This is a genomic window from Enterobacter sp. T2 (genome assembly GCF_010692925.1).
GTDB classification, from domain to species: Bacteria; Pseudomonadota; Gammaproteobacteria; order Enterobacterales; family Enterobacteriaceae; genus Enterobacter; species Enterobacter kobei.
This window is the reverse complement of record NZ_CP048736.1, coordinates 1,112,626-1,132,757: the sequence shown is the minus strand read 5'-3', so window position 1 is coordinate 1,132,757 and position 20,132 is coordinate 1,112,626. Positions and strand designations below refer to the sequence as shown.

Here is a 20,132-nt window from a genome sequence, read left to right as displayed (position 1 = left end):
GATGGCGACATTTTCATTAGGTAAACACCCGCACGTAGAGCTGTGCGATCTGCTGAAGCTGGAAGGCTGGAGCGAAAGCGGCGCGCAGGCCAAAATCGCCATTGCCGATGGACTGGTAAAAGTCGACGGCGCGGTGGAAACCCGTAAGCGCTGCAAAATTGTCGCGGGCCAGACCGTGAGTTTTGAAGGACAGAGCGTGACGGTTACGGCCTGAGCCGTCTGATGCCCGGTGGCGCTGCGCTTACCGGGCCTACGTACTGTCTCCATTTGTAGGCCGGGTAAGGCGAAGCCGCACCCGGCGATTTCTCTCACCATCCCCCCACAATCATCACGGTTAATTATCGATCAACTTCAAATAATCACTATTTCATCTGTTGAAAGGTGAGAATTCAGTTGCGCGTATTTCAGGCTTTCTCCACGATAAGTAGAACGTTCTACTAAAACGTTCTACTTACAATAACAGCGCCAAAAAAAGCGCTACTCGGGGGAAATCAGCATGGGTCTGATATCAGGGTTTGTTAAATCGCTGTCTAAGTTATCGATGATTGGTCGCGCCTTAATGCTGCCAATTTCACTGCTTCCCGCTGCGGGCCTGCTGCTGGCCTTCGGCGACAAGTTCCATCTGCCGCTGATGATGAACGCGGGCGGGGTGATTTTTGACAACCTGCCGATGCTGTTCGCCATTGGCTCCGCCGTGGGCCTGGCGTCAGAGTCCGGTATTGCGGCGCTCTCTGCGGCGGTCTCGGTGTTTGTCACCAACATCACCATCAGCACCGTGCTGAGCATCACGCCGGAAATGGCCTCGCAGGGCGGGAAATACGCCATGGTGGTCGGCATACCCACGCTGCAGATGGGCGTCTTCGGCGGCCTGATCTGCGGTATCCTTGCGGCCTGGTGTTTTAACCGCTTCCACACCATGCAGCTGCCGGAGTTCCTTGGCTTCTTCTCCGGTAAGCGCTTCGTGGCGATTGCCACCGCGTTCCTCTCGTTCCTGATGGGGCTGTTGCTGCCGTACGTCTGGCAGCATATTCAGGCCGGTATCGACGCACTCTCGGTGATTGTTAACGGCGATAACCAGGCGGCCTCGACCTTTATCTTCGGCCTGGTGGAGCGTGCGCTAATCCCCCTCGGTCTGCACCATATCTGGTATCCGTCGTTCTGGTATTCGTTTGGGGATTACACAACTCAGGCAGGCCAGGTGATACATGGCGACCAGACCATCTGGTTCAAGATGCTGGAAGAAGGGGTGAAATCCTTCAGCAGCGACACCTACCAGAACGCCGGTAAATTCATGCAGGGTGAATTCCCGCTGATGCTGTTCGCGCTGCCTGCGGCGTGCCTGGCGATGTATCACGAAGCCCACACGAAAAACAAAAAGATTGCGGCCGGTATTCTGTTCTCGGCGGCGCTCACCTGCTTCCTGACGGGGATCACCGAACCGGTAGAGTTTACCTTTATCTTCGTGGCGCCGATTCTCTACGTCTTTAATGCCATCATGGCGGGCCTGGCCTACATGACCATGTACCTGTTGCATGCGCATATCGCCAAATCGTTCTCGGCGGGCTTTATCGACTACCTGTCGTTCGGGATCCTGCCGTCCTTTAACGGTTACAAGACCAACTTCCTGAATGCCATTATCATCGGCATTCCAATGGGGCTGATTTACTACTTTACGTTCCGCTTCGTGATCCGTCGCTTCGACGTCAAAACCCCGGGTCGTACCGATGTCACTGCCAATGCAAATGACAAGTCCGATTCCGAACTTGCCACAGAGATTATCAGCCTGCTGGGCGGCGCGCAGAATATTGATTCCGTTGGCTCCTGCATTACCCGCCTGCGTCTGGAAGTGGCGAAAAGCGAGGCAGTGGATAAAGACGGCCTGAACGGACTCGGCGCCCGCGGCGTGGTCTTCGTTGGCGACAACGGTATTCAGGTGATTTTCGGTGCCAGAGCACAGTTTATCGCCCAGACCATGTCCACCATGATTGGCAAATAATAAGATGCCGGCGTGATGCGTCTCCTGTACGCTGGGGGACGCATTACTTTATCTGGCTGATAATCGGTTAATTTCAGGGAGCGGTTTTGAAGAAAGTCAGCATTATTGATGTCGCAAAGCACGCGGGCGTCTCGGTCTCGACCGTTTCACTGGTGCTGCGCCAGAAAGGGAAAATCTCAGAGGCAACGATCGGGAAGGTCAACGCCGCCATCACGACGCTGGGCTATGTTCATAACGTCGCCGCTGCCAACCTTCGCGCCAACACCTCTAATTTAATTGGCCTGATCCTGCGGGACTTCAGCGACAGCTTTTCCATCAAGGTGATGGCGAGCATTGTTCAGGAGCTGGAGAAGCAAGGCTATATGGTGTTTCTCGGTCAGCCACTGAATGACCGTGAGCATCTTGAACGCACCCTGCTCTCGTTTAAGCAGCAGGGCGTGGCGGGTGTCATCTATCTGGCGTCCGACACCCGCACCGCAACGCTGCCGGAACACATTCGCCACTGCCCGCTGCCGTTGGTGGTCGTTTCCCAGTCGTTGCTGGATGAAAAATGTAACCTGGTCATGCGCGATAACCGCCAGGCCGCGAACCTGGCCGCGCGCTATCTTATCGAGCGCGGACATCGCAATATTGCCTACATTGGCGGGCGCGACGGCTGTCTTCTCCGCGAGCAACGTCTGCTCGGTTTTCGCAGTGCCATGACGCAAAGCGGGCTGGTCTGGCGTGACGAATATTCTCCCGCCTGCCCCGATGATACCCAGGCGGCGGCGATGGTAACGCGCCAGTTGCTTGAGAAGAACAACACCATCACCGCCCTGCTCTGCCACTCCCCGGATGCCATGCTCGGCTCCATCTCAGGCATTCACCAGGTGGGGCGTACGGTGGGTAAAGATGTGTTCCTGACGCAGCAGGTCGCACTGGTCAGTTTTGAAGATATGCTTCACGTTAACCTTACCTCACCGTCGTTGACCTATGTCTCCTCAGCGAGCGATGAAACCGGGCGTCAGGCGGCAGGGCTGATTATCCGTAAGCTGAAAGAGCCAGATCTGCAAACGCAACGCATCACCCTCTCCGGGCAGCTTATCGCACGCGAGTCGGCGTAAAATCAGAATATAGCTCAGCGTATTTTCCGCCATTACCCTGCTATATTTCCATGATTTGCCATGGATAAATGCAATGCCTACCGTTATCACTCACGCAGCTGTTCCCCTTTGCCTGGGCTTAGGCCTGGGAAGTAAAGTCATCGCTCCCCGCCTGTTATTTGCCGGAATTGTCCTCGCCATGCTGCCGGACGCCGACGTGCTGGCGTTTAAGTTCGGCGTCGCTTACGGCAATGTTTTCGGCCATCGCGGCTTTACCCATTCCCTGCTGTTTGCCTTTGTGGTGCCGATACTTTGCGTGCTGATTGGCCGACGATGGTTCAAAACCCCTCTGACGCGCTGCTGGCTTTTTCTGACCGTGTCACTGCTGTCTCACAGCCTGCTGGATTCCGTGACGACCGGCGGAAAAGGGGTCGGCTGGCTGTGGCCGTGGTCAGATGAACGCTTCTTTGCCCCGTGGCAGGTGATAAAAGTCGCGCCGTTTGCCCTGTCGCGCTATACCACGCCGTACGGACATCAGGTGATCATTTCAGAGTTGCTGTGGGTCTGGCTGCCGGGAGTGGTGCTGATGGGGTTGCTGTGGTGGAGAAAACGTGCGCGCTGATGCCCTCACCCCGGCCCTCTCCCACAGGGAGAGGGAGAAAACCTAACAATTCCCTCTCCCTGTGGGAGAGGGTTAGGGTAAGGGGAAAATTACTTACGACGCCAGGTGGTGCCCTGCGGGCCGTCTTCCAGAATAATCCCCATCTCGGTCAGACGGTTACGCGCCGCATCTGCCGCCGCCCAGTCTTTCGCCTGACGCGCTTCCAGACGTGCCTTGATCAAGGCTTCAATTTCCGCCACTTCGCCGTCGTCCGCCTGCGCACCGCTCTGCAGGAAGGCGTCTGGCTCCTGCTCCAGCAGGCCGAGCACGGAAGAGAGCTTACGCAGATGAGAGGCCAGCGCATTCGCCGCCGCCATATCTTCTGACTTCAGACGGTTCACTTCGCGCGCCATATCGAACAGCACAGAGTAGGCTTCCGGAGTATTGAAGTCGTCGTTCATCACCTCAACAAAGCGGGCTTCGAAGGCGTCGCCGCCTGCGGCAGGAACAGACTTGTCGGTACCGCGCAGCGCGGTATACAGACGTTCCAGCGCCGAACGCGCCTGCTTCAGGTTCTCTTCACTGTAGTTCAGCTGGCTGCGATAGTGGCCGGACATCAGGAAGTAACGCACGGTTTCCGCATCGTAATACTTGAGCACGTCGCGCACGGTAAAGAAGTTGCCCAGCGATTTTGACATCTTCTCGCGGTCAACCATCACCATTCCGGAGTGCATCCAGTAGTTCACGTACTCGCCGCCGTGGGCACAGGTGGACTGCGCAATTTCGTTTTCGTGGTGCGGGAACATCAGATCCGAACCGCCGCCGTGAATGTCGAAGTGTTTGCCCAGCTGTTTGCAGTTCATCGCGGAACATTCAATGTGCCAGCCCGGACGCCCTTCACCCCACGGAGATGGCCAGCTTGGCTCACCCTCTTTGGACATCTTCCACAGCACGAAGTCCATCGGATTACGCTTCACGTCGACCACGTCCACGCGGGCCCCAGCCTGCAGCTGATCCAGATCCTGACGGGAAAGCGCACCGTAGGTCGGGTCCGTTGGCACGGAGAACATCACGTCGCCGTTATCCGCCACATAGGCGTGACCGCGTGCGATCAGCTTCTCGGTGATCTCAATGATTTCGTGAATATGGTGAGTTGCACGCGGCTCGCTGTCCGGACGCTGAATGTTTAAAGCGTCGAAATCTTTGTGCATCTCGACAATCATGCGATCCACCAGCGCAACAAAACTCTCGCCGTTTTCATTCGCGCGTTTGATGATTTTGTCGTCGATGTCGGTGATATTGCGGACGTACTTCAGGTTGTAGCCTAAAAAACGCAGGTAACGTGACACCACGTCGAAGGCAACGAAGGTGCGCCCATGGCCGATGTGACAGAGATCGTAAACGGTAATACCACACACGTACATGCCGACTTCCCCGGCATGAATAGGTTTAAATTCCTCTTTTTGGCGCGTCATTGTATTAAAGATTTTTAACATCGAAGATTCCATGTAAACACGTGTGTGGGTTGTTTGTTCCCTATAATACCTATAATTCGGAATAGGATCAGCACACAATGCAAGGTGATCGCGTCCTGTGGTTATGCTATAACAAGCCCCTATATGTGACCCGAACGCGGGTCGACGTACCACAATAACGGAACAGGATGCAAAAATGGTTACTTTCCACACTAATCATGGCGATATCGTAATCAAAACCTTTGATGACAAAGCGCCTGAAACAGTTAAAAACTTCCTGGACTACTGCCGCGAAGGTTTCTACGACAACACCATTTTCCACCGCGTGATCAACGGCTTTATGATCCAGGGTGGCGGTTTTGAACCGGGTATGAAGCAGAAAGCGACGAAAGAAGCGATCAAAAACGAAGCCAACAACGGCCTGAAAAACACCCGTGGCACGCTGGCAATGGCCCGTACCCAGGCGCCTCACTCCGCGACCGCGCAGTTCTTCATCAACGTGGCTGATAACGACTTCCTGAACTTCTCCGGCGAAAGCCTGCAGGGTTGGGGCTACTGCGTGTTCGCAGAAGTGGTTGAAGGTATGGACGTGGTCGATAAGATCAAAGCCGTCTCTACTGGCCGCAGCGGCATGCACCAGGACGTTCCTAAAGAAGACGTTGTGATTACAAGCGTGACCGTCAGCGAGTAATTCGTGGCGACACTCTTTATTGCGGATCTGCATCTGCAAACAGAAGAACCGGCGATCACCGCCGGTTTTCTGCGTTTTTTACGCGGTGAAGCGAAAAGCGCCGATGCGCTGTACATCCTGGGCGACCTGTTTGAAGCCTGGATTGGCGACGATGATCCTGACCCGCTGCATCGTGAAATCGCCTCCGCCATTAAGGCGCTGGTTGATTCCGGTGTCCCCTGCTATTTCATTCACGGCAACCGTGATTTTCTGCTCGGCAAGCGCTACGCCCGCGAAAGCGGCATGACGCTGCTGCCGGAAGAACAGGTGCTCGACCTCTATGGCCGCAGGCTGCTGATTATGCACGGCGATACGCTCTGCACGGACGATACCGGCTATCAGGCGTTTCGCGCCAAAGTTCACACCCCCTGGATCCAGACGCTGTTTCTTGCCCTGCCGCTCTTTATCCGTAAACGCATCGCAGCCAGAATGCGTGCGGGCAGTAAAGCCGCTAACAGCAGTAAATCCATGACCATCATGGACGTCAATCCGCAGGCCGTAGTGAGCGTAATGGAAAAACATGGGGTTCAGTGGTTAATCCACGGTCATACCCACCGCCCTGACGTTCATTCCCTTCTTGCCAACGGCGAATCGGCCCATCGCGTTGTACTGGGTGCCTGGCACAGCGAAGGTTCCATGGTCAAAGTGACGCCTGAGGGTGTTGAGCTGATTGCGTTTCCGTTTTAACCCCTCACACCATCATTCTATTTTTTTGAACAATATCGGCAAATTGTTTCGATTTTAATCAGCCCGTGGTCGGCCTATTATTTATCACATCAGGGCAACACGCCCTATCACAGATAAAATACTTTAGGAATACGACCATGAAATCCATCAAAACTTTCGTTGCAGTTGCCGCTCTTTCCCTGGTATCTTTCGGTTCTTTCGCTCAAAGCGTGAGCGCAACCGCCTCAACCCTTGACCGTGCAGAAGCGAAAATTGCCGCGCAGGCTGCTGAACAAGGCGCGTCTTACAAAATCACGAGCGCCCAGTTCAACAACCGCGTACACATGACGGCAGAACTGACTAAATAATGATTGCCCATCGACGAAAACAGACCGCCAGATGCGGTCTGTTTTGTTATGCCTTACGGCCTACAACGGCTCAAGATTTAACCGCGCAACCGTTTTCCTTGCCCGTATAACATGCTATTCTCTGTGCCCTCGAAAGCAGTGTGTTTCGCACCACAGGAGTTTTAAGACGCATGTCTTCCCGCAATAATCCGGCGCGTGTCGCCATCGTGATGGGGTCCAAAAGCGACTGGGCTACCATGCAGTTCGCCGCCGAAATCTTTGAAATCCTGAATGTTCCGCACCACGTTGAAGTGGTCTCCGCGCACCGTACACCGGACAAACTATTCAGCTTCGCCGAAAGCGCCGAAGAGAATGGCTATGAGGTGATCATTGCCGGTGCGGGCGGCGCAGCACATCTGCCCGGCATGATTGCCGCTAAAACCCTGGTACCGGTTCTCGGTGTCCCGGTCCAAAGCGCCGCGTTAAGCGGTGTGGATAGCCTCTACTCCATCGTCCAGATGCCGCGCGGAATCCCTGTCGGCACGCTGGCGATTGGTAAAGCGGGTGCGGCTAATGCAGCCCTGCTGGCGGCGCAAATTCTTGCGACGCACGATAAAGCATTACACCTGCGTCTGGCGGAGTGGCGTAAAGCCCAGACCGATGAGGTGCTGGATAATCCAGACCCGCGGGGTGCGGCATGAAGCAGGTTTGCGTCCTCGGTAACGGCCAGTTAGGCCGCATGCTGCGCCAGGCCGGTGAACCGCTGGGTATTGCCGTCTGGCCTGTCGGGCTGGATGCCGAACCGGAAGCGGTACCGTTCCACCAGAGCGTGATCACCGCCGAGATCGAACGCTGGCCGGAAACCGCGCTGACCCGCGAGCTGGCCCGCCATAACGCCTTCGTTAACCGCGACGTGTTTCCGATCATTGCCGACCGTCTGACGCAAAAGCAGCTGTTCGACAAGCTCGGTCTGGCGACCGCGCCGTGGCAGCTGTTGTCCGATAAAGGCGAGTGGAATGACGTGTTCGCGATGCTGGGCGAGCTGGCGATCGTGAAGCGCCGCGTCGGCGGCTACGACGGCCGCGGCCAGTGGCGTCTGCGTGCGCACGAAACCGCGGAGCTGCCGGACGACTGCTACGGCGAGTGTATCGTTGAGCAGGGCATCAACTTTAGCGGCGAAGTGTCCCTGGTTGGCGCACGCGGGCATGACGGACACACCGTCTTTTATCCGCTGACGCATAACCTGCATCAGGACGGCATTCTGCGCACCAGCGTCGCCTTCCCTCAGGCAAACGCCGACCAGCAGGCGCAGGCGGAAGACATGCTCTCAGCCATAATGCACGAGCTGGGTTACGTGGGCGTGATGGCGATGGAGTGTTTTGTTACCCCATCCGGCCTGCTGATCAACGAGCTGGCGCCGCGCGTGCATAACAGCGGCCACTGGACGCAAAACGGTGCCTCCATCAGCCAGTTCGAGCTCCACCTGCGTGCCATCACCGATTTGCCACTGCCGCAGCCGGTCGTGAACAGCCCGTCGGTAATGATCAACCTGATCGGGACCGATCTGAACTACGACTGGCTCAAGCTGCCGCTGGTGCATCTGCACTGGTATGACAAAGAGGTCCGCCAGGGTCGTAAAGTGGGTCACCTGAACCTGAACGATAGCGACACGGGTCGTCTGAGCGCCACCCTGGAAGCCATGATCCCTCTCCTGCCGCCGGAATACGCGAGCGGCATTGTCTGGGCTCAGTCAAAGCTTAAATAAGCGATAAGTGCCGGGGAGTTGATCTTCCCCTTCCCCGGCCTCTCCTCTCGCGCGTAAAATCCCCGCCATTGCTGGTTTTATTTCTGGAATACCCATGAACGATGGAACGGACTATCGCGCGATCCTCGCGTCTGATACCCCTTTAATCGACGTTCGCGCGCCGATAGAATTTGCCCAGGGCGCGATGCCCGCCGCCCTTAACCTGCCGCTGATAAACGACGACGAACGCGCCGCCGTGGGCACCTGCTATAAACGTCAGGGCCCCGAGGCCGCACTGGCGCTCGGCCACAGTCTGGTCAACGGCGAGACGCGTGAGGCGCGCATTAACGCCTGGCGTGAAGCCAGCCTTGCTCACCCTGAAGGTTATCTCTGCTGCGCGCGCGGGGGCCAGCGTTCACATATCTCACAGGCCTGGCTGAAAGAGGCCGGTGTCGATTACCCGCTGATCCGCGGCGGCTATAAAGCCCTGCGCCAGACGGCGATTCAGGTGACGATTGAGCAGTCGCAAAAGCCGATGGTGCTTATCGGCGGCTGTACCGGAAACGGGAAAACCCTGCTGGTGAAGCAGCATGCGCAGGGTATCGATCTGGAAGGGCTGGCGCACCACCGCGGTTCGTCCTTTGGCCGCACGCTTACTCCGCAACTGTCCCAGGCCAGCTTTGAAAATCATCTTGCCGTCGAGCTGTTAAAAAAAGATGCCGCACGCTGGGTGCTGGAAGATGAAGGTCGAATGATTGGCTCCAACCACCTGCCGGAGTGCCTGCGCGACCGCATGAATGAAGTGCCCATCGCGGTTGTCGAGGATCCGTTTGATATTCGTCTTGAGCGTCTGCGCGAAGAGTACTTCGACCACATGTGGGCGGATTTTTCTGCCGCTTATGGTGAAGAGGCCGGCTGGAAAGAGTACAGCGCGTATCTGCACCACGGACTGTTCGCCATTCGCCGCCGCCTGGGGCTACAGCGTTTTGCGGAATTTACGGCGCTGCTGGATTCTGCACTTATTGAGCAACAACGCTCTGGCAATACCGACGCGCACTTTAGCTGGCTTGTGCCGCTGCTGAAGGAGTATTACGACCCGATGTACGGCTATCAGCTTGAGAAAAAAGCGGAGAAGATTGTTTTCCGAGGGACGTATAACGAGGTCGCTGACTGGCTTAATAGCTGAAAAAAACCGGGTGGCGGCTACGCCTTACCCGGCCTACGCGTGCTTTTGTAGCCCCGGTAAGCGCAGCGCCACCGGGGAACAGACGACTTAGAAGTCGTAACGCAGACGCACCAGGTTCATGTCGCCCAGGTTGTCGGTGCTGGAGGTGAACACGTGTTCGTAATCCACGCGGAAACCGTAATCCAGCTGGAAGCTGATACCCACGCCATTGTCGATGCGCTGGTAGTTACGGCCATTCACATATTCAATGCGGTCGCCCATGAAGTAAGGCTGGATGGATTTCACCGCATACTGGCCGATCGGGAATTTATACCCTGCGAAGTATTCAATACCCCACGCGTCGCCCGCAAAGTAGTCGTTAACAGACACTTTTTTGGTGGTCAGGAAGTTCTGGTACCAGCCGCCGCCTGCGGAGAAGGTCCAGTTGTCCGGCGTCCAGCTCAGCGCGGTACCGAGGATGTTCTGGTCGTAGGTTTTGCTGTCGCCGTTGTCCGGGTTACGCATGTCCGCACGGGTGTAGTTCCACGCTGCGCCCCAGGTCAGGTCGGTGGTCAGATGGTAATCCAGGCCCAGTGAACCGCCGCCTTTACGCTTATAGCGCAGGCCGTTACCCGGCAGGTATTCGCTGTCTTCAAACAGGTAAGATGCATAGATGTCGGCATCACCCACGGTTTTCTTGTATTTCAACATCTGGCGTGAACGGTAAGAACCGTCGTAGTCGCCATTGATCCCGTTACCTGGTGCCTGAGCAATCATGTCGTAGTCCCAGATATCGGTTTTCGCGCCCACCACATCATAGTAAACGCTGTTCTGTTGACCGAAGGTCAGCGTACCCCAGGTATCGCTCTTCAGGCCGGTGTAGAGCATACGGCGAGTGGTATCGTGTGCGCCGTCTGCGTAGTGATGATCCCAGTTAAACTGGGCAGGGATGTTCACACCCAGTTCGTAGTAGCTTATCCAGCTAATATCATCAAACAGGTAGTAATCAGCCGCGAAACGGAAACGGGTACCACCGTCAAAGCCGTTACGTTTGTAGCTGTTTTTACCGTCGTCGCCGGTCATGTTCTGGAACTGAGGACGAATGCTGCCGCCAACGGTAAAGTTCAGACGGCTCAGCGGGTTACCCGCCTGCGGATCCTGTTTAAGAACGGTGATTTCCGCCTGAGAAGCGAAGGTCGTTAATGCCACTGCCGCGCCAATCGTTACCGCCAGCGCTGATTTTTTTATAGTCATTATTTTTCCTTAATAGACACGCTGCTAAATATTTAGCGGGTGAATATTAACTGGAAATAATCGGGCTGTGTGGACGGGTTTTTAATGTTTTGTGCTACTAAATACGTGGGTATTATCACTTTGTGCTTTTAAAATATTGCACACCGGCATAAAAACCGGTGTGCGATTATCACGGAGCTGGATTACCCCATAAACTGCCGGAACAGTGCTTTGCCCCTTAACAGGCGCGTTCCGAGCCAGCCCCCGCAGAGGGAGAGCAGCACCGCGCCGCAGAGAGGCAGGATCAGCCAGAGACGCCAGTCAGGCTCCCACGGGAAGTCAAAGACACGTGTCTGCAACACCGCCAGCGCCGTCTCGGCGCCAATCGCGGCCACCAGACCGGCCACCAGCCCCAGCAGTGCAAACTCGCTCCAGAGCGTCATCCGCAGCAACCGCTTCCCGGCCCCCAGCGTGCGGTAGACCACCAGCTCCTGATGGCGCTGACGCATGCCCACCTGCACCTGGGCCAGCAGCAACAGCACGCCGCAGATGGTCACCAGCACCACCATGACCTCCAGCGCGCGGCTCACCTGCTCCAGCACCTGTCCCACCTGCTTCAGGATCGCCCCAATATCCAGCAGGCTGACCGTCGGGAATTCCCGGTTAAGCTGCGTCAGCATGCCGTTGCCATTTTCCCAGCGGAAGCTGGTCAGCCAGCTTTGCGGCTGTCCGTCCAGCGCCCCCGGCGGGAAGATAAAGAAGAAGTTGGGCCGCAGGCTTTCCCAGTCCACCTTTCGCAGGCTGGTGACTTTGGCGGTAAAGTCCTGGGTATCGCCGGTGAAGGTCACGCTGTCCCCGAGCTTCACGTTCAGGCGCGCCGCCAGCCCTTCCTCCATTGATACCTCCCCCACTTTCGGCGGCCAGGTGCCTGCCGTGATCGGGTTATGGTCGGGCCGTTTCTCCTGCCAGGTCAGGTTAAGCTCGCGGTTCAGCGACTCGTCCTTGTTCCCCTCCGTCGACCGCCCGTTGATTTGCGTCAGACGGGCGCGAACAATCGGATAAAACGACTCCGGGACAATATGATGCTCAGAGAGGAAACCCTTCAGCGGCGTAACCTGCTCAGGCGCGATATTGATCAGAAAATAATTCGGACTTTCCGGGGGAAGCTGCTGCTGCCAGCGATCCAGCAGATCGCCCCGCAGCACCAGCAACAGGGCCAGCAGCATAAACGACAGTGAAAACGCCGACAGCTGGCTGAGCGTAGACCAGGGCTGATGCAGCAGACGATTAACGGCCAGGCGCACGGGCAGCGATTTCACCGTCAGCCTCTTCAGAACGTTGAGCAGTATCCAGCCCAGTACGCCGCACAGCAGCGCCAGCACAACCGCACCGGCCAGCACCGCCCACAGCAGCGTGCTGCCGCCCATCAGCCAGGCCAGCAGCCCCACCGCGACCGCAATAATCCCCGGAAGGTAGAACTTCAGCGGCCAGACGTTCGCCACCACATCATTACGCAGCACGCGCAGCGGCTGCGTCGCGAGCAGCAGCCGGTAGGGCCGCAGCCCCACCAGCAGCGAGATCACGACCATCGCGCCAATCGCCCACAGCCACGGCCAGAAGCTGGCGGGTGGCAATGCGGACGGAAGCACCGGTTTTAACATCACCATCAGCAGTTTTTCAAACAGCAGCCCTATCATTCCGCCAGTGAACACTGACAAAACCAGCAGCATTAGCCACTGGCCGACGATCAGCTTGCGCAGCTGCGCCCGTCCCGCGCCGAGGGTTTTAAGGATCGCCACCCGATCGTAGCGGCTGCGGCAGTAATGCCCCATCGCCACCGCCACTGCCGCTACCGCCAGCAGCAGAGTTAAGAGCGCCGAAAGCAGCAGGAACTGCTGAGAGCGCTCCAGAGATTTACCGAGCGCCCCCTCGTCCTGCTCCAGCCCGTACCAGCGGTGCTCCGGTTTAAGCTGCGGGAGCAGCCATTTTTCATACGCATCAAGCTGGGCTGGCGTGCCGCCAAACTTGTAGCGCCAGGTGACGCGGCTGCCCGGCTGGACAGCATGGGTTGCCGGAACATCCGCCGTGTTCATCAGCAGGCGTGGCGCAAGCTGGAAGGGGTTAAAGCCGGAGTCGGGCTCCTGCACCACCTCCCCGGCAATTTTCAGCGTGGCATCGCCCACGTCAATACTGTCACCGGCTTTCAGGTTCAGAAGCGCCATTAAACGCGATGCCAGCAGCACCGTGCCGGGCGTTGGTTTTAACCCCGGCGGACTGGTTTGTAAGTCACCGTACATCGGGTAGACATCATCCACGGCTTTCACGCTGGCGAGCTGCGGCGTGTCCCCCGCAAAGGTCATGGTCTGGAAGGTGATTTGCTCTCCCACCTTCAACCCTGCTTTGTGCGCTTCCTCAATCCAGCCCGGCGGAACAGGACGCGAGCTTTGCAGCGCCCGGTCCCCGGCCATAAATTCCCGGCTCTGCTGGCTGAGCCCTTTTTCCATACGGTCGCTGACGCTGCCGAGCGCCAGCACGCAGGCCACCGCCAGGCTTAACGCCAGCCAGACAATCAGCAGCGAGGGCGAGCGCCACTCGCGCCAGAACCAGCGGGCAATCATGCTTCCTCCTGAAGCGTACCGTTGACCAGCCGCAGACGCCGGTCGCAGCGGGCGGCCAGCTGCGGATCGTGGGTCACGAGGATCAGCGTGGTTCCGTGTTCACGGTTAAGCGAGAACAACAGATCCGCGATTTTGTCGCCGGTTTTACGGTCAAGGTTGCCGGTGGGTTCATCAGCAAACAGCACTTCCGGACGGCCATTAAAGGCGCGCGCCAGCGCCACACGCTGTTGCTCCCCGCCGGAAAGCTGTGCGGGAAGATGGCTGAGGCGCTTGCCCAGACCGAGCTGTTCCAGCAACGCCTTCGCATGGGCGCGGCTTTCGCGACTCTTTTCACCGCGCAACAGCGCCGGGAGTTCGACGTTCTCCAGCGCGTTCAGCGTGGGGATCAGCATAAAAGACTGAAAGACAAACCCGATGTGGCGCGCACGCAGCGCAGCACGCGCCTCTTCATCAAGCTGGTGCAGCGGCTGCCCGACAAGATGAACCTCGCCGCTGCTCCCGTCGTCCAGACCGGCCAGAATCGCCAGCAGCGTGGACTTGCCGGAACCGGATTCGCCAATCAGCGCGATGGTTTCAGCGCGTTTGACAACGAGTTCAACTCCAGTAAGGATGGAAAGCTCGTGTTCCCCCTGACCGACGGACTTCTTAAGACGATGAACTTCAACACTGTTTTCCGCTGGCATTTGCCCTTCCTGTTCTTGATTCTGATGACCTTCCGCGCGGCGGCAGCGGACACGTTACTGATTCTCGGCGACAGCCTGAGCGCGGGCTATCGCATGGCGGCCAGCGCAGCCTGGCCCGCTCTGCTCAACGATAAATGGCAGAGCAAGACGACGGTTATCAACGGCAGCATCAGCGGCGATACCTCGCAGCAGGGCCTGTCGCGCCTGCCAGCGCTACTCAAACAGCATCAGCCGCGCTGGGTGCTGGTTGAGCTTGGCGGCAACGATGGATTGCGCGGTTTCCAGCCTCAGCAGACGGAACAGACGCTGCGCACCATTTTGCAGGACATCAAAGCGGCAAACGCCCAGCCGCTGCTGATGCAAATTCGCCTGCCCGCTAACTACGGTCGTCGGTATAATGAAGCCTTTAGCGCGATCTACCCTAAGCTTGCCAAAGAGTTTGATATTCCGCTGCTGCCATTTTTCATGGAAGAGGTCTATCTCAAACCCCAGTGGATGCAAGACGACGGGATCCACCCCAATCGCGATGCGCAGCCGTTTATTGCCGACTGGATGGCAACGCGGCTGTCTCCTTTAGTTAAACATGACTCCTGATTAAGCGGAGATCCTGACAGGTAAAGTTATGCAAAAATCGGTCTTAATTACAGGATGTTCCAGCGGAATCGGTCTTGAAAGCGCGCTCGAATTAAAGCGTCAGGGATTTCGGGTGCTGGCGGCCTGCCGCAAACCCGACGATGTCGAACGCATGAACGGGCTGGGCTTTACCGGCGTGCTGCTGGATATGGACTCCCCGGAAAGCGTCGAACGCGCCGCCGATGAGGTGATAGCCCTGACCGACAATCGTCTGTACGGGCTTTTTAATAATGCCGGTTACGGCGTGTATGGCCCGCTGGATACGCTCTCGCGCGAAACGCTGGAAAAGCAGTTTTCAACCAACTTCTTTGGTGTCCACCAGCTCACCATGCGTCTGCTCCCCGCCATGCTGCCGCACGGCGAGGGGCGTATCGTGATGACATCGTCAGTTATGGGTCTGATATCAACGCCCGGCCGCGGCGCCTACGCCGCCAGCAAATATGCGCTGGAGGCCTGGTCCGACGCCCTGCGCATGGAGTTACGTCACAGCGGCATTAAGGTCAGCCTGATTGAACCCGGCCCGATCCGCACCCGCTTTACCGAAAACGTTAACCAGACGCAGGCGGATAAACCGGTCGAAAACCCCGGCATTGCCGCACGATTTACGCTCGGGCCCGAAGCGGTGGTTGCCAAAGTGCGCCATGCTTTTGAGAGTGAACATCCCAAAATGCGCTACCCGGTAACGCTGGTCACCCATGCCGTTGGCTGGTTAAAACGTCTGCTACCGGGCCGGATGATGGACAAAATTTTACACGGTTGAGTTGAAGCGACAGCGCTCACCCCCATGTAAATAACAAACCGATAAAAGAGAAGGCCGCATGTCCGTACAGAATATCGTCAATATTACTGAAGCAAACCTGCAACAGATCCTCGAACAGTCGATGGCAAAACCCGTGCTGTTCTACTTCTGGTCTGAACGCAGCCAGCACTGTTTACAGCTGACGCCGGTGCTGGAAAGCCTTGCCGCGCAGTACAACGGTCAGTTCATTCTTGCCAAACTGGACTGTGACGCAGAGCCGATGGTGGCGTCTCAGTTTGGTTTGCGCGCCATCCCTACCGTCTACCTGTTCCAGAACGGTCAGCCTGTTGATGGCTTCCAGGGGCCACAGCCGGAAGAGGCCATTCGCGCCCTGCTGGATAAAGTCCTCCCGCGCGAAGAAGAGCTGAAAGCGCAGGAAGCCATGGCGCTGATGCAGGAAGGCAAATACGACGAGGCGCTGCCGCTGCTTAAAGACGCGTGGCAGCTCTCGAATCAGAACAGTCAGATTGGCCTGCTGCTGGCGGAAACGCAGATTGCTCTGCACCGTTCAGAAGACGCCGAAGCCGTGCTCAAAACGGTTCCCCTGCAGGATCAGGACACCCGCTATCAGGGGCTGGTCGCGCAGATTGAACTGCTGAAACAGGCGGCAGATACGCCGGAAATTCAGCAACTGCAGCAGCAGGTCGCTGACAACCCGGCCGATGCGGCTCTGGCAAGCCAGCTGGCGCTGCAGCTGCATCAGGTGGGGCGTAACGAAGAAGCGCTTGAGCTGCTGTTTAGCCATCTGCAAAAAGACCTCGCTGCCGCAGACGGTCAGGCGCGCAAAATGTTCCAGGAGATCCTGGCCGCGCTGGGCACCGGCGATGCGCTGGCGTCGAAGTATCGTCGTCAGCTGTACGCGTTGCTCTACTAACAAAAAAATGCCCGGTGGCGCTTCGCTTACCAGGCTTACAAAAGTGCGGATCGTAGGCCGGGCAAAGGCAGTGCCGCCCGGCATAATCACCGCACGTTTTTCAACTGCGTTACCACCAGCTGATGGCGCGCGTTGTAAAACTTCCGATAGGTCAGGTAACAGGCAATGATGGTGGACAGGCTTGCCGTTGAGAGCAGCATAAACGTCACCATAATCTGATACTTAATCGCTTTTACCGGATCGATACCGGCAAAAATCAGCCCCGACATCATGCCCGGCAGGCTCACCAGCCCGACCGTTTTGGCTGAATCTACCGTGGGGATCAGCGATGAGCGAATGCTCTCACGAATCAGCCGCGCGGAGGCCACTTTAGGCGTCGCTCCCAGGCTTAATTTCTCCTGTAGCTGCTGCTGTTCACTGCTGAAGCGCTGGCCGAGATTGTTATAACACAGCCCAACGGCCACCATGGCGTTCCCGGCAATCATCCCTGAGATAGGGATAACCTGCATCGGCGTAAACTCAATTGAGCCGGAAAGCACCAGTACCGCCAGCGTTAATGCGGTTCCGGTGGTAATGGCGATAAACGACGAGACAAACGCCTTATCGATGTATTTACTGCGCTTTTGCGCGTTCCACGCCGCATTGAAGCAGATAAACAACACCATCAGCAGCGTCAGCACCGCGTGGTTGACGTTGAAAATATACTTCAGCACATAGCCGACAATAATGAGCTGAATCACCGCGCGGCAGATACTCCACACAATGTCCTTTTCCAGCCCCAGCTTTTCACGGTAGCTGACGACAATCGCGATCAGCACCAGCACCATCGAAAACGCCAGGGATTCGTTCGTAATATTGTGCTCACCCACGGTTTGCCTCCTGCATTTTTCCGCCATGCGGCTGGAGCGTCAGTACGTCATCCGCATGGGTAATTTCGTTAGCGTCATGCGTCACCCACAGCACGGCAATATTCTGCTCGCGGACGTAACGATGAATGATTTCATTGACGTTGCGCTTGTTGGCATCATCGAGCGCGCTGGTGATCTCATCGAGCAGTAACACCTTCGGTAAGAACTGCAGATTACGGATCAGCGAGACGCGCTGCTTTTCGCCGCCCGACAGTTCGGAAACGGACTTTGTCAGCGTGTCCGGCGGCAGATTGAAGCGTGCCAGGTCGGCGGAAAACCGTTCAGGATCGGGCGTCTTATGTCGGATCTGCCAGGGGAAAAGCAGGTTATCGTACACCGTGCTGTCGAACAGGCTCGGGGTTTGCACCGAATAAGAGACCTGCTGGCGGTAAGCCTCGGGTGAAAGCGTTGAAATATCCTTCCCCTCAAAGAAGATCTTTCCCGACGTTGGCGTGAGCAGCGACGCAATGATTTTAAGCAGCGTACTTTTCCCGCAGCCTGAGGGGCCGGTAATCAGTCGAAACTCGCCCGGCAAGAGGCTAAAACTGACATTATTCAGAATGGTGGTACCGCCTGTGCGGTAGCCCACGTCCTCGATGGTTAATACCGCGCTGTTATCCTTCATGTGATCTTCTGCCTTTATCCCAATAATGAGCAGTAGTTTACGGCGATGAGTGATAATAAAGCGACTTTCCTCGTATACTTAGGATCAACAAAAAGTGATTTCATTTCTGCCATAGCATGCAAAACAGGAGGTTTTTATGCTCATCGTTGTTCCTGTCCTTATCTTCGTTGCGCTGGTTATCGTCGGCGCAGGCGTCAAAATTGTCCCTCAGGGTTATCAGTGGACCGTCGAGCGCTTCGGCCGCTATACCAACACGCTACAGCCTGGCTTGAGCCTGATTGTCCCATTCATGGACCGCATCGGTCGCAAGATCAACATGATGGAACAGGTGCTGGATATCCCTTCTCAGGAAGTGATCTCCAAAGATAACGCCAACGTTACCATTGATGCCGTCTGCTTTATTCAGGTGATTGATGCGCCGAAAGCGGCCTATGAGGTGAGCAACCTGGAGCTGGCGATCGTTAACCTGACGATGACCAACATCCGTACCGTGCTTGGCTCGATGGAGCTGGACGAGATGCTCTCCCAGCGCGACAGCATCAATACCCGCCTGCTGCACATTGTCGATGAGGCCACGAACCCGTGGGGGATCAAAGTCACCCGTATCGAGATCCGCGACGTGCGCCCGCCGGCAGAACTGATCGCCTCCATGAACGCCCAGATGAAGGCTGAGCGAACCAAGCGTGCCTATATTCTGGAAGCCGAGGGGGTGCGTCAGGCCGAAATCCTCAAAGCGGAAGGGGAAAAACAGTCGCAGATCCTGAAAGCGGAAGGCGATCGTCAGTCCGCATTCTTACAGGCAGAAGCGCGTGAACGTTCTGCAGAGGCGGAAGCCCGCGCGACCCAGATGGTATCCGAGGCGATTGCCGCCGGTGATATCCAGGCCGTGAACTACTTCGTCGCGCAAAAATACACCGATGCACTGAAAGAGATCGGCTCCGCGAACAACAGCAAAGTGGTGATGATGCCGCTGGATGCCAGCAGCCTGATGGGCTCTATCGCAGGGATTGCCGAACTGATTAAAGACAGCGGAAACGAGCGTAAAAAATGATTGAACTGATCGTCGCACATCCTCATGCGTTCTGGCTAAGCCTCGGTGGCTTACTGCTGGCCGCCGAGATGCTGGGCGGCAACGGTTACCTGCTGTGGAGCGGTGTTGCCGCGGTCATTACCGGCCTGGTCGTCTGGATTCTGCCGCTTGACTGGGCGTGGCAGGGGGCGCTGTTTGCCGTGCTGACGCTGGTGGCCGCCTGGCTGTGGTGGCGCTGGCTGAACCGACAGGTAAACGAACAGAAACCGCTGGATGCCCACCTTAACCAGCGCGGACAGCAGATCGTCGGCAAGCGTTTTACGCTCGACACCCCGCTGGTGAACGGGCGCGGGCATATGCGCGTAGGTGACAGCTCGTGGCCGGTGGTGGCCGACGACGACCTCAGCGCCGGAACACGGGTTGAGGTCATTGCGGTAGAAGGCATTACCCTGCGGGTAAAAGCCTGTTAAGCGTGGGTTTTGCGGTGGCAGCAGCCGGCAAGATTGTCGATAATCGGGCAGTCGGCGCTGTCATCACCCGGACAGGAATCCGCCAGCTGTAACAGCTGTTCACGCATCGACTGTAATTCGATGATATGGCGTTCGATCTCCGCCACTTTTTCCAGCGTGCGTTTTTTCACGTCGGCACTGTGGCGCTTCGGATCGTTAAACAGGTTTACCAGCTCGCCGCACTCTTCCAGGTTAAACCCCACCTGCCTTGCCTGGCGCAGTAACGTCAGTTCATCAAGATGTCGTTGCGTGTAGCTGCGGTAGCCGTTTTCACTGCGCAACGGCGGCGTTACCAGCCCTTTCTCTTCATAAAAGCGAATGGCTTTGCTGGTTAAGCCGGTTTTTTTTGCCACGTCACTGATATTCACATTTCCCCCTTGACCTTCCCCTTGATGGAAGGTTTAACCTTCATAA

22 protein-coding genes are annotated in these 20,132 nt (G+C 56.9%); 15 read left to right on the top strand and 7 right to left on the bottom strand.

What is annotated here, in order from left to right:
* Position 1 precedes the first annotated feature (1 nt).
* From ybcJ to G0034_RS05310, 4 genes are all read left to right on the top strand, one after another.
* Positions 2 to 214: a ribosome-associated protein YbcJ gene (ybcJ, locus tag G0034_RS05325; protein WP_004143016.1), complete on the top strand. Its 213-nt coding sequence runs from the start codon at positions 2 to 4 to the stop codon at positions 212 to 214.
* 282 nt (positions 215 to 496) lie between these two features.
* A complete protein-coding gene (locus G0034_RS05320) occupies positions 497 to 1,996 on the top strand; it encodes a PTS transporter subunit EIIC (RefSeq protein WP_014882840.1) in 1,500 nt (499 codons plus the stop codon).
* 86 nt (positions 1,997 to 2,082) lie between these two features.
* Positions 2,083 to 3,099, top strand: a complete 1,017-nt coding sequence (gene malI / locus G0034_RS05315; RefSeq protein WP_047626950.1) for a Mal regulon transcriptional regulator MalI — start codon at positions 2,083 to 2,085, stop codon at positions 3,097 to 3,099.
* Positions 3,100 to 3,172: 73 nt separating this feature from the next.
* On the top strand, positions 3,173 to 3,700 hold the full coding sequence (locus G0034_RS05310) for a metal-dependent hydrolase (protein ID WP_179120581.1): 528 nt from the start codon (positions 3,173 to 3,175) through the stop codon (positions 3,698 to 3,700).
* 89 nt (positions 3,701 to 3,789) lie between these two features.
* On the opposite strand, the gene cysS is transcribed toward G0034_RS05310, so the two are convergent.
* On the bottom strand, positions 3,790 to 5,175 hold the full coding sequence (gene cysS / locus G0034_RS05305; RefSeq protein WP_014882837.1) for a cysteine--tRNA ligase: 1,386 nt from the start codon (positions 5,173 to 5,175) through the stop codon (positions 3,790 to 3,792).
* Positions 5,176 to 5,350: 175 nt separating this feature from the next.
* Between cysS and ppiB the strand changes: the two genes are divergently transcribed.
* The 6 genes from ppiB to mnmH all read left to right on the top strand — a co-directional run bounded on the left by ppiB (position 5,351) and on the right by mnmH (position 9,827).
* Positions 5,351 to 5,845: a peptidylprolyl isomerase B gene (gene ppiB / locus G0034_RS05300; protein WP_014882836.1), complete on the top strand. Its 495-nt coding sequence runs from the start codon at positions 5,351 to 5,353 to the stop codon at positions 5,843 to 5,845.
* Positions 5,846 to 5,848: 3 nt separating this feature from the next.
* Positions 5,849 to 6,571: a UDP-2,3-diacylglucosamine diphosphatase gene (gene lpxH / locus G0034_RS05295; RefSeq protein WP_045281673.1), complete on the top strand. Its 723-nt coding sequence runs from the start codon at positions 5,849 to 5,851 to the stop codon at positions 6,569 to 6,571.
* 137 nt (positions 6,572 to 6,708) lie between these two features.
* A complete protein-coding gene (locus G0034_RS05290) occupies positions 6,709 to 6,918 on the top strand; it encodes a YdgH/BhsA/McbA-like domain containing protein (protein ID WP_023336837.1) in 210 nt (69 codons plus the stop codon).
* 170 nt (positions 6,919 to 7,088) lie between these two features.
* A complete protein-coding gene (gene purE / locus G0034_RS05285) occupies positions 7,089 to 7,598 on the top strand; it encodes a 5-(carboxyamino)imidazole ribonucleotide mutase (RefSeq protein ID WP_179120580.1) in 510 nt (169 codons plus the stop codon).
* A complete protein-coding gene (purK, locus tag G0034_RS05280; protein WP_014882833.1) occupies positions 7,595 to 8,662 on the top strand; it encodes a 5-(carboxyamino)imidazole ribonucleotide synthase in 1,068 nt (355 codons plus the stop codon). Before purE ends, purK begins: the two co-directional genes overlap by 4 nt.
* Before the next feature lie 94 nt (positions 8,663 to 8,756).
* The gene (mnmH, locus tag G0034_RS05275) at positions 8,757 to 9,827 is read left to right on the top strand and encodes a tRNA 2-selenouridine(34) synthase MnmH (protein ID WP_179120579.1); all 1,071 of its coding nucleotides are present in this window, start codon (positions 8,757 to 8,759) and stop codon (positions 9,825 to 9,827) included.
* An 87-nt stretch (positions 9,828 to 9,914) separates the two neighbouring features.
* Here the strand turns inward: mnmH and G0034_RS05270 are convergent, their stop codons facing one another.
* The 3 genes from G0034_RS05270 to ybbA all read right to left on the bottom strand — a co-directional run bounded on the left by G0034_RS05270 (position 9,915) and on the right by ybbA (position 14,340).
* Positions 9,915 to 11,060, bottom strand: coding sequence for a porin (locus G0034_RS05270; protein WP_014882831.1), 1,146 nt, complete (start codon positions 11,058 to 11,060; stop codon positions 9,915 to 9,917).
* A 182-nt stretch (positions 11,061 to 11,242) separates the two neighbouring features.
* Positions 11,243 to 13,657, bottom strand: coding sequence for a putative ABC transporter permease subunit YbbP (gene ybbP / locus G0034_RS05265; RefSeq protein ID WP_179120578.1), 2,415 nt, complete (start codon positions 13,655 to 13,657; stop codon positions 11,243 to 11,245).
* Entirely contained in the window at positions 13,654 to 14,340 is a 687-nt protein-coding gene (ybbA, locus tag G0034_RS05260; RefSeq protein ID WP_014882829.1) for a putative ABC transporter ATP-binding protein YbbA, read from the bottom strand. The genes ybbP and ybbA overlap by 4 nt, the downstream gene beginning before the upstream one ends.
* Between ybbA and tesA the strand changes: the two genes are divergently transcribed.
* Genes tesA through G0034_RS05245 form a run of 3 tightly spaced genes read left to right on the top strand, consistent with a single transcriptional unit; the run spans position 14,311 to position 16,646 of the window.
* Positions 14,311 to 14,934, top strand: a complete 624-nt coding sequence (gene tesA, locus G0034_RS05255) for a multifunctional acyl-CoA thioesterase I/protease I/lysophospholipase L1 (protein WP_179120577.1) — start codon at positions 14,311 to 14,313, stop codon at positions 14,932 to 14,934. The genes ybbA and tesA overlap by 30 nt on opposite strands.
* 28 nt (positions 14,935 to 14,962) lie before the next feature.
* Positions 14,963 to 15,733 carry an SDR family oxidoreductase gene (locus tag G0034_RS05250; RefSeq protein WP_014882827.1) on the top strand — a complete coding sequence of 257 codons (771 nt, stop codon included), beginning with the start codon at positions 14,963 to 14,965 and terminating at the stop codon, positions 15,731 to 15,733.
* A 58-nt stretch (positions 15,734 to 15,791) separates the two neighbouring features.
* Positions 15,792 to 16,646 carry a co-chaperone YbbN gene (locus tag G0034_RS05245; protein WP_014882826.1) on the top strand — a complete coding sequence of 285 codons (855 nt, stop codon included), beginning with the start codon at positions 15,792 to 15,794 and terminating at the stop codon, positions 16,644 to 16,646.
* A gap of 86 nt (positions 16,647 to 16,732) precedes the next feature.
* On the opposite strand, the gene fetB is transcribed toward G0034_RS05245, so the two are convergent.
* Together fetB and fetA are read right to left on the bottom strand one after the other, a co-directional pair.
* Complete coding sequence (gene fetB, locus G0034_RS05240; protein ID WP_023336832.1) at positions 16,733 to 17,515, bottom strand: iron efflux ABC transporter permease subunit FetB; 783 nt, start codon at positions 17,513 to 17,515, stop codon at positions 16,733 to 16,735.
* Entirely contained in the window at positions 17,508 to 18,179 is a 672-nt protein-coding gene (fetA, locus tag G0034_RS05235; protein WP_014882824.1) for an iron efflux ABC transporter ATP-binding subunit FetA, read from the bottom strand. Before fetA ends, fetB begins: the two co-directional genes overlap by 8 nt.
* 136 nt (positions 18,180 to 18,315) lie before the next feature.
* Between fetA and G0034_RS05230 the strand changes: the two genes are divergently transcribed.
* Positions 18,316 to 19,230, top strand: a complete 915-nt coding sequence (locus G0034_RS05230) for an SPFH domain-containing protein (RefSeq protein ID WP_008499312.1) — start codon at positions 18,316 to 18,318, stop codon at positions 19,228 to 19,230.
* Complete coding sequence (locus G0034_RS05225) at positions 19,227 to 19,679, top strand: NfeD family protein (RefSeq protein ID WP_014882823.1); 453 nt, start codon at positions 19,227 to 19,229, stop codon at positions 19,677 to 19,679. Before G0034_RS05230 ends, G0034_RS05225 begins: the two co-directional genes overlap by 4 nt.
* Here the strand turns inward: G0034_RS05225 and cueR are convergent.
* Positions 19,676 to 20,086, bottom strand: a complete 411-nt coding sequence (gene cueR, locus G0034_RS05220; RefSeq protein ID WP_014882822.1) for a Cu(I)-responsive transcriptional regulator — start codon at positions 20,084 to 20,086, stop codon at positions 19,676 to 19,678. The genes G0034_RS05225 and cueR overlap by 4 nt on opposite strands.
* Positions 20,087 to 20,132 lie beyond the last annotated feature (46 nt).